General features: G+C 75.0%; 6 protein-coding genes and 2 pseudogenes. 4 read left to right on the top strand and 4 right to left on the bottom strand.

Going from position 1 to position 12,047, the window contains the following annotated elements; all coding sequences use genetic code 11:
* Positions 1-23 precede the first annotated feature (23 nt).
* A complete protein-coding gene (locus tag OO57_RS25290) occupies positions 24-1,118 on the top strand; it encodes a radical SAM protein (protein WP_033254949.1) in 1,095 nt (364 codons plus the stop codon).
* 144 nt (positions 1,119-1,262) lie between these two features.
* Here the strand turns inward: OO57_RS25290 and OO57_RS25285 are convergent, their stop codons facing one another.
* Entirely contained in the window at positions 1,263-1,826 is a 564-nt protein-coding gene (locus OO57_RS25285) for a GNAT family N-acetyltransferase (protein WP_051778226.1), read from the bottom strand.
* Positions 1,827-2,121: 295 nt separating this feature from the next.
* Between OO57_RS25285 and OO57_RS47235 the strand changes: the two are divergent.
* Together OO57_RS47235 and OO57_RS44875 are read left to right on the top strand one after the other, a co-directional pair.
* Positions 2,122-4,515 (top strand): annotated as a pseudogene (locus OO57_RS47235) (SdrD B-like domain-containing protein); the annotation flags it as partial.
* Between the two features lie 39 nt (positions 4,516-4,554).
* Positions 4,555-5,304: pseudogene (locus OO57_RS44875) on the top strand (aldo/keto reductase family protein); the annotation flags it as partial.
* A 91-nt stretch (positions 5,305-5,395) separates the two neighbouring features.
* Here OO57_RS44875 and OO57_RS25270 read toward each other — a convergent pair.
* The 3 genes from OO57_RS25270 to OO57_RS25260 form a co-directional block, all read right to left on the bottom strand.
* A complete protein-coding gene (locus OO57_RS25270; protein ID WP_234337496.1) occupies positions 5,396-7,861 on the bottom strand; it encodes a SpoIIE family protein phosphatase in 2,466 nt (821 codons plus the stop codon).
* Entirely contained in the window at positions 7,858-9,915 is a 2,058-nt protein-coding gene (locus OO57_RS25265) for a SpoIIE family protein phosphatase (RefSeq protein ID WP_051778225.1), read from the bottom strand. The genes OO57_RS25270 and OO57_RS25265 overlap by 4 nt, the downstream gene beginning before the upstream one ends.
* Before the next feature lie 166 nt (positions 9,916-10,081).
* A complete protein-coding gene (locus OO57_RS25260) occupies positions 10,082-10,486 on the bottom strand; it encodes an SHOCT domain-containing protein (protein ID WP_033254948.1) in 405 nt (134 codons plus the stop codon).
* Positions 10,487-10,608: 122 nt separating this feature from the next.
* On the opposite strand from OO57_RS25260, the gene OO57_RS25255 reads away from it, so the two are divergent.
* On the top strand, positions 10,609-11,943 hold the full coding sequence (locus tag OO57_RS25255) for a threonine/serine exporter family protein (protein ID WP_234337495.1): 1,335 nt from the start codon (positions 10,609-10,611) through the stop codon (positions 11,941-11,943).
* Positions 11,944-12,047: the final 104 nt, after the last annotated feature.

The following is a 12,047-nucleotide window of genomic DNA, read 5'->3' as shown; positions in this document are numbered from 1 at the left end:
ACCGGACGGAGAGGGGAGGGGCCTTGGCGGAGAACCAGCGTCCGGCGGTCCGGATCGTCCGGGACCGGAGCATCCGGATCAAGGTGATCGACGACTGCGGACTGGCCTGCACGTTCTGCCACAACGAGGGGACGCCGGTCACCGCGGACAACCGGGACCGCACGGCCCTGCCCTTCGTCGCGGGGCCGGGACGGACCGGGCGGGTGTCGATCTACGGCGCGACGAACGGAGCCGGGTTCCTCGCCGCGCGGATGGCGCCGGACCGCGCCTTCCGGCGGGCAGTGCGGGCGGTGGCGAAGGCCTTCGACGCCGACGAGGTCCACCTCACGGGAGGGGAGCCGACCCTGCACCCGGAGGTGTCCGGGTTGGTCGCGGCGCTCACCGGCATGGGGCTGGGCGTCGGCATGACCAGCAACGGGGAACGCGGACGCCAGGTGATGCCGGACTGCTCGGCGGCCGGGCTCGACCGGGTCAACGTCTCGGTCTTCGGCACCACGGCCGAGGAACTGCGGGCGGTCCAGCACCCCGGGCGCTTCGGATCGGCGGCGCTGGCCGGGGCGAAGGTCCGAGCGGCGACCCAGACCGTCCGGGCCGCGGTGTCGCACGGGGTGAAGGCCTCGGTGAACGTCGTCGTTCCCGGCCCGGCCCACGTGGACCGGGCCGTCAACCTGGTCGAGGCGTACGGCCAGTTCGCGGACGTGCGGATGCTCACCAGCATCCAGGACGGGGCGGAGTCGCTCGCGGCGATCTCCGAGGTGCTGGCCCGGGTCGGTGCGGAGCCGGTGCTGCGGACGTTCACCGCGGGCACCTCCGACGAACGCACGCTCTACCGGGCGCTCGGCGGCCGGGCCGTCCACGTCAAGCGGCTGCTGCCGGTGCGGCTCCCGGACACCTGCGCGTCCTGCCGGTTCGACAACGGTGCGGACTGCCAGGAGGGGTACTACGGAATCCGGCTGTACCTGACCGAGCAGGGGGAGTACACGGTCGGCGTCTGCATCCAGCGGATGGACCTCTGCGTGCCGGTCGCCGAACTCCCGGACAGCGGGATCGTGGAGGAGGTCCGGGCGTTCAAGGAGGCAGAGGTCCGCAGGCTGGCCCGCCGCTACGGCCCCGGGTGAGCGGCCGGGGCGGGGCTGGGTGGGGTCGGGCCGGGGGCGGAAGGTCGACAAGTCGGTAGGGAGAGGGGTCGACGGAGCGATCTCCCGTGCGCCCTGTGCGTGTCCGTCGTGCGCGGGTGGGGCGGGGGTGGGGGCGGGGGCTGGTCAGGACGGGCGGGTCAGGGTGTGGAGGTGGCCCTGCTGCGGGTGCGGGGGGCGGGGCGGGAGGAGGGATTCGAGGCGGTAGCCGGCCTTCTCGGCGACCCGGCAGGAGGCGGGGTTGCCCGCGTTGTGGACCAGTTCCAGACGGGTCAGGCCGAGCTCGCCGCAGGGGTCGAGGGCCCAGGCGGAGAGCAGGGCCACCGCCCGGGTGGCGAGGCCGCGGCCGCGGGCGGCGGCGCCGGTCCAGTAGCCGACCTCGCCGGTGCCGCCGGTGCCGCCGGTGCCGCCGGGGCGTTTGAGCACGACGTGCCCCGCCAGCCGGTCGTGGGCGAGCAGGGCGAAGCCCAGGCGGGCCCCGGTGGCGCGGCCCGCGTGTTCGGCGGCGAGCCAGCGCAGGGCGTCCCCGCGTCCGCGCAGGGGGCGGTGGGAGGTCCAGCGGTGGATCTCCGGGTCGGCGAGCAGGGCCGGGAGGGCGGCGGCGTCGCCGTCCTCCCAGGGGGGCAGCGTCAGCTCCGCCGCGGTCAGTGCCGCCGCCGGTCCCGGTCCCGTGCCCGTGCCCGTCGTCATCGCTCTCGTTCCCTTCCGTGCGCCCCGGCGGGGCTCCGGCCGAGCCTAACGATCGGGCACGTCCGGTCGGGCGGGCCCCTGTGGCAGGAATCTGACGCTCCGTCAGGAGGGGGCGCACGAGGCGCACGCGAATGTGACCGGTGTGCTTCGTGACGGTGCGTCAATTTTCTTGTCCAGCAACCCGGATGGCCGTATTCCGCTTAATATTCGGCCAAAAGAGGTGCGTTCCGAGCCGTCCGGGTGATCTTCCGACGGCCGCTCGGCGTGCCTTCCGGACCGACGACGAGAGCAGGGAATGACCCAGACAGATCAACAGACCAGGGCGCCCGTACCGGGCGCGGCCCGGCGGCGGGCCGAACGGGCCGCCGCCGTGGTGGCGGCCTTCGCGGCGGCCACCGCCGTCGCCGCCCCCTCGGCCTCCCCGGCGACCGCGGACGGCTCGGTGACGGTGCGGGTGGTCCGGGCCGTCGACCAGAGCGGGACGTGGACCCCGGCGCTGGAGCCGGGGATGGGCGGGGTGACCGTCACCCTGACCGGGGACGACGGGGCGGTGCGCACGGGGGTCACGGCCGCCGACGGCACCGTGACGCTGACCCCGGCGAAGGCCACCGCCGACGGGAAGTACCGGGTGGAGGTGGTCAACCCGGAGCCCGGCGTGCTGTACCCGGCGTTCGCCGCCCGCGAGGGCCTGGCCGGGGCGCCGAACAGGCTGAGCAGCAACGAGGAGTTCGTCGACCTCTCGGCCGGCAAGCAGGCCGCCTACACCACCGGCCTGTGGAACCCCGCCGACTACTGCCAGCGCAACGCCCCGCTCGCCACCGCCTGCCAGCCCCCGATCGGCGCCCCGGCGACCCAGCGCACCCTGCTGACCTTCCCGTACGAGTCGCGCGGCGTGAACAAGGACGTCACCGACCTCGGCACCAGCGCCGGGACCGGCAACGTCTTCGGCATCGCCTGGAACCGCGACGACCGGCGGCTGTTCAGCTCCGCCCAGGCCAAGCGCGCCACCGCGTACGGGCCCGGCGGGCCGGGGGCGATCTACGTCACCGACCCGGCGAAGAAGGCCACCGCACTGTTCGCGACCGTCCCGGACGCCGGGACGACCGCGCACACCGGCGGCGACGACGCGGCGTTCCTGCCCGCCGTCGGCAAGGAGAGCCTCGGCGGGCTGAAGCTCACCGAGGACGGCCGCGACCTGTACGTGGTCAACCTGCACGACCGCAGGCTGTACCGCTACGACGCCACCGCCCCGACCGCGTCCGCCCCGAAGGCCGTGTACGCGATCCCGTCCGGCGGCTGCCCGTCGCCGGACGACTGGCGCCCGTACGGCCTCGGCATGCAGGACGGGGTCGGCTACGTCGGCGGCGTCTGCTCCGGCCAGTCGACCGGGAGGATCACCGACCTGCGGGCCGTGGTGCTGCCCTTCGACCCGGCCAGCGGCGTCTTCGGGGCGGCCGTGCTCGACCAGCCGCTCGACCACCGCGGCACCCCGGCGCAGACCTGCGCGGGCTACTACTGGTACCCGTGGCAGGACGACCAGCCGCTGCAGAACGGCCAGGTCTGCGGCCTCAACCCGGAGCCCGAACTCGGCGAGGTCGGCTTCGAGACCGACGGCTCGATGCTGCTGGCCTTCCGCGACCGGTACGCTGACCAGGCCGCCGCCGCCCCGCCCGAGGGGCAGCCGCTGCCGAACGGCTTCGTCTACGTGCTCGCCTCGGCCGACCTCAACAAGGCCTGCCGGTCGGGCGACGGCTACGTGCTGGACGTCAACCTCGGCTGCGGGCAGACCGTCCGCAACAAGGGCTTCTTCGACCTGAGCCGGCCCCACCCCGGCGGCCACCCGTACCCGGCGTTCGCGGGCATGGCGCTGTCCAAGGTCGAGAACTCGATCGCCGCCTCCGGCTACGACGTCTCCAACAACATCGTCACCGCCGGAACGATGTTCACCCTGCGCACCGGCGCACCCGACCCGGGCTTCGGCAACGAACTCTCCGACGGCCGCTCGCGCTTCGGCAAGGGCGCCGCGATGGCCGACCTCGAAGTGCTCTGCGACCGCGCCCCGCTGCAGATCGGCAACCGGGTCTGGTACGACCCGGAGCGCTCCGGCCTGCAACTGCCGCAGCAGGAGCCCGTCCCCGGCGCGACCGTCCACCTGTACGACGCGGACGGCGAACTGGTCGGCACCACGAGGACCACCGCCCGGGGCGAGTACTACTTCGACGACGGCAACGTCACCGGCGGGCTGAAGCCGAGGACCTCGTACACCATCCGGCTCGACCACCCCGCCGACTACGCCGAGGGCGGCCCGCTGCACCACTGGGTCCCGACCCGGGACAACGTCGGCGACAACCGCCGCACCGACTCCGACGGCACCGTCCCCCAGGGCGGCACCTACGTCGAACGGGCGCTCACCACCGGCGGACCGGGCCAGGACGACCACAGCTTCGACTTCGGCTTCCAACGGCAGCGGGGCGCGCTGCGCCTGGTCAAGCACGACCAGGACGGCGCGCCGCTGCCCGGCGCGGTCTTCCAGCTGTGGCGCGAGACCAACGGCACCGACGGCCTGCAACCCGGGGACACCGAGGTCGGCGACCCGTGCACCACCGGCGAGGACGGCACCTGCACCAGCCAGGCCGACCTCGGCACCTACTACTGGCAGGAGGTCACCCCGCCCAAGGGCTACCGGGCACCCGCGCAGCCGGTCCTCGGGCCGATCGTGCTGGACGACGCGCACCTCGACGCGGGCATCACCACCTTCGACACCGCCGACGTGTACGCCGAGACGCGTGCCGAGTCGGTCCTCGGACGGGCGCTCAAGGGCGAGCGCCGCGAGGGGCTGGAGATCCTCACCAAGGTGTTCTGGCCGACCGGGCCGGGCCGCAACGACCGCGGCCTGGGGCGCAAGCACGTCATGGAGTCGATCGACGGCTCGCTGCGCCGCCTGCAGACCGACTACGTGGACGTCTACCAGGCGCACCGCTACGACCCGTCGACTCCGCTGGAGGAGACCATGGAGGCGTTCGCCGACGTGGTCCGCTCCGGCAAGGCCCTGTACATCGGCGTCTCCGAGTGGACCGCCGACCAGATCCGGGCCGGGCACGCGCTGGCCCGCGAGCTGCGCGTCCCGTTCGTCTCCAGCCAGCCGCAGTACAGCGCGCTGTGGCGGGTCATCGAGGGTGAAGTGGTGCCGACCTGCGAGGAGTTGGGGATCGGCCAGGTGGTCTGGTCGCCGATCGCGCAGGGCGTGCTGACCGGCAAGTACAAGCCGGGCGCCGAGCCGCCGGCCGGGTCCCGGGCCACCGACGAGAAGGGCGGCGCGAACTTCGTGGCGCGCTGGCTGCGGCCCGAAGTCCTGGAGCGCGTCCAGCTGTTGCAGCCGCTCGCCGCGGAGGCCGGGCTGTCGCAGGCCCAGCTCGCCGTCGCCTGGGTGCTGCAGAACCCGAACGTGTCCGCCGCCATCATCGGCGCCTCCCGCCCCCCCCCCCCCCGCGCCCCCCCCGCCCCCCCGGGGGGCCCCCCCGCAGCCCCCCCCCCCCCCCGGCCCCCCCCCGCCCCGCCCTACCCCCGCCCTACCCCCGCAGTTCGCCCCCGCCGCCGCGCCCCGCCTCCGACACCTCCGACGGAGCCTCGGCCACCGGTTCCGGCACCTCCTGCTGCGCCCAGATCGTCTTGCCGTGCCGGGCGAAGCGGGTGCCCCAGCGCTGCGCCAACTGCCCGATGATGAACAGCCCGCGGCCGCCCTCGTCGGTGGACTTGGCCCGCCGCAGGTGCGGGGTGCTGTCCGAGCTGTCCGACACCTCGCAGATCAGGCCCCGGTCGTTGATCAGCCGCAGCCGGATCGGCGACTTCCCGTACCGGATCGCGTTCGTCACCAGCTCGCTGACGATCAGGTCGGTCGAGAACTCCAGTTCCTCCAACCCCCAGGCGGCGAGCTGGTGTTCGGCCAGCCGCCGGGCGGTGCGCACCACCGCCGGGTCCTCCGGGAGGGTCCACACGGCGACCTTGTCGTCCGGTAGCCCCAGGGTGCGCACCAGCAGCAGCACCGCGTCCTCGCGCTGCCGTTCGGGCAGCAGCGCGTACACCGCCTGGTCACAGAGCCGGGGCAGTTCCTCCTCCCCGGCCCGGGCCAGCACCCGCTGCAGCACCGCCCGCCGCCCGTCCCCGGGCCCGACCGGCAGCACCTCGTCCAGGCCGCCGCGCTCCGCGCCGCCGTCGACCCGGCCGGTGGGGCGGCGCGGCGGGCCGGACAGCAGGCCGTTGGTGTAGAGCGCCAGGACGCTGCCGACGGGCAGTTCCGCGACGCGGGTCTCGTAGCAGCCGTCGCCGCAGCCCAGCGGCAGTCCGGGTTCGACCGGGAACGGCACCGGCACGCCGTCGGGGCCGACCAGGACCGGGCCGGGGTGTCCGGCCGAGGCCGCCGTGCAGGTCCGGCCGATCGGGTCGTAGACCAGGTAGAGGCAGGAGGCGAGGCCGTCCGGCAGGGTCTCCGCGCCCGCGGGCAGGCTGCCCCGCTGCTCGTCGGTGAGCACCCGGGCCGCGTCGTCCAGCCGCACCAGCAGCTCGTCGGGCTGCAGGTCCTGGACGGCCAGGGTCCGCAGGGCGGTGCGGACCTGGCCCATCACGGCGGCGGCCTCGATGCCGGTGCCGGTGACCGATCCGATCGCCAGGCCGACCCGGGCGGCGGACAGCGGCACCACGTCGTACCAGTCACCGCCCGGCCCGACCACGCCCGGCAGGTAGACGTGCGAGCTCTGCACGGCGCTCAGCTCCGCCGGTTCCCGGGGCAGCAGTTGGCGCTGCAGCGTGGTGGCGATCGAGCGTTCCCGCGCGTAGCTGCGCGCCTTGTCGATGGACATCGCGCCGCGCGCGGCCAGTTCGACGGCCAACTCCAGGTCGTCCTGGTCGAACGGTTCGAGCCGCCGGTGCCGGTACAGCGCCAGCACGCCCAGCACGATGTCGTGCACCACCAGCGGCGCGACGATCATCGAGTGCACGCCGAGCCCGGTCAGCCGCCGCCCGCGCTCCGGGTCGGCGCTCAGCCACTCCTCGTCCTCGCTCAGCCCGCGGATCAGCCGGGCCCGCCCGTCCACCAGCGCCTGGCTGTACGGCGTCGGCGCCCCGTACGTGGACAGCGCGCCCTGCGGGATCGGCCCGGACGAGGGCCCGGCGGGGCCGGCGCCGTGCACGCTGCGGTAGGCGACGCGGCGCAGCGGTGCGCCGGGGTCGGTCGGGCCGGGGCGCAGCGGTAGTCCGCGCAGCGGTTCGTCGAGCAGGTCGACGGTGGCGGAGTCGGCGAAGCGCGGGACGGCGACGTCGGCGAGTTCCTGGGCGGAGCCGACGGCGTCGAGGGAGGCGCCGAGGCGCTGGTGGGCGCTGTGCAGGATGTCGAGCCGGTCGAGGGCGCCCTGGCGTTCGGTGACGTCCTCGACGGCGGCGACCAGGTAGGGGCGGCCGGTGTCGGAGACGATCCGGAAGAAGGAGATCGCGCCGACCATCTCGTGCCCGGGGTCGATGGGCATCCGGCCGCGCACCAGGTGTTCGCGGACGTAGCCGCCGTCCTGGAGGGCCTGCCGGGCGAGCGCCTCGAGTTCGGCGCGGTCGAAGCCGGGGGCGAACTCGGCGGGGCGGTGGCCGACGATGTCGGTGCTGGGCATGCCGCGCACGCCGCGGGCGGCGGTGTTGTAGCGGACCACCCGCAGGTCGCGGTCGAGCAGGTACAGGCCGAGCGGGGCCTGGGCGAACAGCGCGTCGAGCAGGGCGGCGTCGACGTGGTCGCCCTCGCCACTGCCCCTGGGCCCGCCGCCCTCCGCTGCCGCGCCCTCCGCTTCCCCGTCCGCACCGCCACCACCACCGCCGCCGTCGCCGCTGTGCCGGTCGTCCCGGTCCTCCCGGTAGCCGTCCACGCCGTCCCTCCGCTTTCCGCCCTCGTCCCGGCCCGCACCCTCGCGCGCCTGTTCCTGTCCCAGCCCCTGCTCCTGCGTCTGCCCCTGCTCCTGCGCCTCTTCGTGCGCTTCCTCGTCCCCGGGTCCGTTCACGGCCGTCCCCCTCCCTTCGCTCCGTGCCCGCCGTGCAGCGGGTCGGGGCGGAACGCGATCACGGCGATGTCGTCGCGGATGTCGGCGATCCCGGTGACGAGGTGGTCGCAGAAGTCGGCGAGCGGTCGGTGGCGGGCCTCGGCGGCGGCTTCGCAGAGCCGGGCGATGCCGTCGCCGAGGTCTTCGCCGGGCACTTCGACCAGGCCGTCGGTGTAGAACAGCAGCGTCTCGCCGGGCCCGACCGGATGCCGGTGGGTGACGCGGGGGCGGCGCGGGTCGACGCACAGTGGGACGTCGGCGTCCTCGGCGGACAGCAGCCGGGGCGGCCCGTCGACGGGCACCAGGACGGGCGGCGGGTGTCCGGCGTTGGCCCACTCCATCTCCCAGCCGCCGTCCGCGCCGTGCCGCACCAGCCGGGCGTGCACGGCGGTGGCGAAGCTGCCGACGCCCAGCCCCTCGGCGGCGGTGTCGAGTTCGCGCAGCGTGTCGGCGGGGGTGTGGGCCTGGCCGCGGGTGTACGCGATGGAGCGCAGCATGGCGCGCAGCTGGCCCATGGTGGTGGCGGCGGCGAGGTCGTGTCCGGCGACGTCGCCGATGGTCATGGCGAGCGAGCCGTCGGGCAGCGCGAAGGCGTCGTACCAGTCGCCGCCGACCTCGGCGTTGCGGCTGCCGGGCTGGTAGCGGGCGGCGACGGCGGCGCCGCCGAGCGTGGGCGGGGTGGTGAGCAGGGCGCGTTGCAGGACGACGGCGGCGTGCCGGGCGCGTTGCAGGGCGAGGGCCTGCCGCAGCGGGGCCTGGGCGCGCTGCAGGACTTCGTGCTGGAGGTCGATGTCGGCGGGTCCCGGTGGTGGGGCGCCCTCGCAGCCGGCGGTGGCGGCGAGGGCGACGACGGCACCGTCGACGACGATGGGCAGCAGGGTGAGGCTGGTGGCACGGGTGTCGTGCAGCCAGCGGGCGGAGATCTCGGGGACGGCGCCCTCGGGGACGGCGCCCTCGGGGAAGTGCAGCAGGGTGGGGGTGCGGTCGGTGACGGCCTGCCGGGCGCGGGCGCCGAGGGTGAAGGTCTGCCGGTTGAGCGGGGGCAGCGGGGGCAGTCCGGGTCGGGCGACGGAGGCGATCCGGGTGGCGACGACTTCGTCGTCGGCGGCGTCGGGTCCGGGGAGGAGGTAGACGGCGCAGACGTCGGTGAGGTCGGGGACGAGGGTGGCGGCGAGGGCGGCGAAGGCGTCCTCGGCGCGTTCGGCCTCGGTGACGGCTCCTGCTCGGGCGAGCAGGCGTTCGCGCAGGCGAGCACGCCACTGGTCCTCGATGTCGCCGGTGGTGCCGATCCATTCGGGGCCGCGGTCCTCGCGCAGCACGGGGACGGCGCGGGAGCGGACGTGCCGGTAGCCGCCGGCGGCGCTGCGGACGCGGAAGGTCTGTTCGAAGACGGGGGGCAGGTCGCGGGCGGCGGCGGCCCAGCGGGCGGCGACGGCGTCGCGCTCGTGGGGGTGGACGACGTCCAGCCAGCCGAGGCCGACGGCTTCGGCGAAGGGCTGGCCGGTGAGTTCCTCCCAGCCGGGCATGAGTTCGTGGGCGGTGCCGTCGGGGCGGACGACCCAGACCATCTGGGCGGCGGCGGCCATCAGCGCCTCGTAGCGCTGCAGGGCCTCCAGGCGTTCGGCGGACTGGCGTTCGGCCTCGAGGGCGGAGTGCAGTTCGGCGGTGGTGTCGATGGCGGCGGCGAGGATGCCGGGGCCGTAGCGGGTGGCGGCGGGTGAGCAGGAGTAGACGAAGTGCCGGTGGGCGGGGGTGCCGGAGGGGCAGCCGAGGGTGCGGTGGGCGGTGACCTGCCGGGCGGTGCCGTCGGCGAGGACGGCGTCCAGGGTGGCGACGAAGCGTTCGGTGCCGGGTTCGGTGAAGGCCTCGTGGGCGGGTGCGCCGAGCGGGCGGTCGCCGAACAGGTCGCGGAAGGCGTCGTTGTAGTAGACCATCCGGTGGTCGGGTCCGGCGGTCAGGGCGATGGCCACGACGGCGCGGTCGAACACCTCGGGCGTCAGTTGCGGTTGCGGCACCCCGGTGTCCTCCTCCCGTCCGCCGTGCGGCGGGTCCGTGGGCCCTGCGCGGTCGGCGTGCGCGTCGGCCCGGGCCGGGGCGGGTGGGGTTCCCGCTCCGGCCCGGGCTGCGCCGGTCCGTCGTCCGGTCATCGGTCCGGGCTGTCGTCCGGTCATCGGTCCGGGGTCAGGCGAGCAGTTTCTGCTTCGCCCTCTCGAACTCCTCCGCCGAGATCGCGCCGCTGCTCTTCAGGTCGGCGAGGCGGGCGAGCTCGTCGACGTGCCGGGGCCCGGCGTTCTGGTCCTCCGTTCCGGCGGCCTTCCGGATGTAGTCCTGGAAGTCGCCCTCGGCCTTGGCCGCCAGTGCCCGGTCGCGTTGGCCCATCTCCTTGCCGCGGGCGACCAGGTAGACCAGGACGCCGATGTACGGCAGCACGATCACGAAGATCGTCCAGCCGGCCTTGCCCCAGCCGCCCATGTCGTGGCTGCGGAAGATGTCCGTCAGCACCTTGAACATCAGGAAGAACCACAGGATCCACAGGAACAGCCACAGCATGGTCCAGAACAGGTTGAGCGCCGGGTAGTCGTCCATCGACTGGCTCCCTTCCACAGGTCCTTCGAGTGGTATCACCACATTCCGGACACCGCACCTCGGCGGCCGCCCTCCGTGCGCCCCCGCGCGCGCCGCCGTGCGCCGGGTGAGGATGTGAGCGGGTGTCAGGTTCGGCGGCGGCGCGGGAGGCGCAGATGGACGCGGAGGGCGGGCGGGCGGTGCGCCCGGAGGACGGGGGCGGCGGCACCGGCGGCACTGGCGGCGCCGGGGGGACGGAGCGGTCGGAGCGGGTGACGGCGCTGCTCGCGCGGCTGACCGGGATGCTGCTGGCGGCCAGCGGCGAGGGCGCCTCGGAGGTCGCGCAGACGGTGGCGCAGGCCGCCGCGGGCCTCGGCGCCCGCACCTCGATGGTGCTGGTCCCGGACGGCGCGACGCTGACCGTCGTCCTCGACGGCCGCGCCTCGACGGTCGCGGTCCGGGCCTTCCCGGACGTCGCCCGGCTGGACAAGGTGGCCGCGCTCAAGCCCTGGGCCCACCGGGTCTCGCTGGGCCGCACGCCCCTCGCCGAGGCCGAGCGGCGGCTGGCGGCGATCGACGGCTCGCCCGCCCCGTACCCGTGGTGGCTCAAGGGCCTGGGCATCGTGCTGTTCTCGGTCGGGTTCGCGCCGCTGATGCAGCCGACCTGGTACGAGATCGGCAGCACCGCGGCGCTCGGCCTGGTCACGGCGGTGCTGGCGGTGGCCGCGGGGTGGTGGCCGCGGCTGGCGCGGGTGCTGCCGCTGGTCGCGTCGACGGCGGTGTCGGTGCTGGTGCTGGAGGTGTTCGCGCGCGACCCGGTGCACGGCGGGGCGGTGCTGCTGATGCTCCCGGCACTGTTCTACTTCGTCCCCGGCGACCTGCTGTCCGCGGCCGCGGCCGAGCTGGCGGCCGGGTTCCTGACCACGGGCGCGGTGCGCCTGGTGTACGCGCTGTTCCTGCTGCTGCAGCTGTACCTGGGCGTGATGCTCGGCGTGTACGCGACCGGCGGCGACACCTCGGCGATGTTCGACCTGGCGGCGCACGCCGACCTGCCGCGCTGGGCGACGTTCCTGTCCTGGGTGGTGTTCACGGTCGGCACGGTGCTGGCGTTCGCGGTGCCGTGGCGGCTGCTGCTGCCGCTGCTGGGGCTGGTGTACCTGACAGTGGCGGTGCAGTCGGGGGCGACGAAGCTGCTGGGCGAGGTCGGCGGGACGTTCGTGGCCGCCGCGGCGCTGGGCGCGCTGGCCACGGCGGTGGCCCGCCGCCCGGACCGGCCGCCGCGGATGCTGCTGGCGCTGCCCGGGTTCTTCACCCTGACCGTGGGCTCGCTGGGCATGCGCGGCCTGACCAGCCTGGCCGGCGGCCACCCGGTACGGGGCTTCCACGACCTGCTGTCGATGGTCACCACGGTGGTGGCGATCTCCGTCGGCCTGCTGCTGGGCTCAGTGCTGGCCCAGCGCCCGCAACCGCTGCCCTGACGCCCGACTCCCCGGTTTCCCCACTCCCCGGCCTCGGCTACCCCACTCCCCCAGCCCCGGCTTCTTCACTCCCTCACTCCCCGGCCCCGGCCCCCGCTCCCGGC

The sequence above is a fragment of the Kitasatospora phosalacinea genome, assembly GCF_000717185.1.
Taxonomy (GTDB): Bacteria; Actinomycetota; Actinomycetes; order Streptomycetales; family Streptomycetaceae; genus Kitasatospora; species Kitasatospora phosalacinea_A.
The sequence above is the reverse complement of the archived record's forward strand: the minus strand, read 5'-3'. Positions and strand labels throughout refer to the sequence as shown.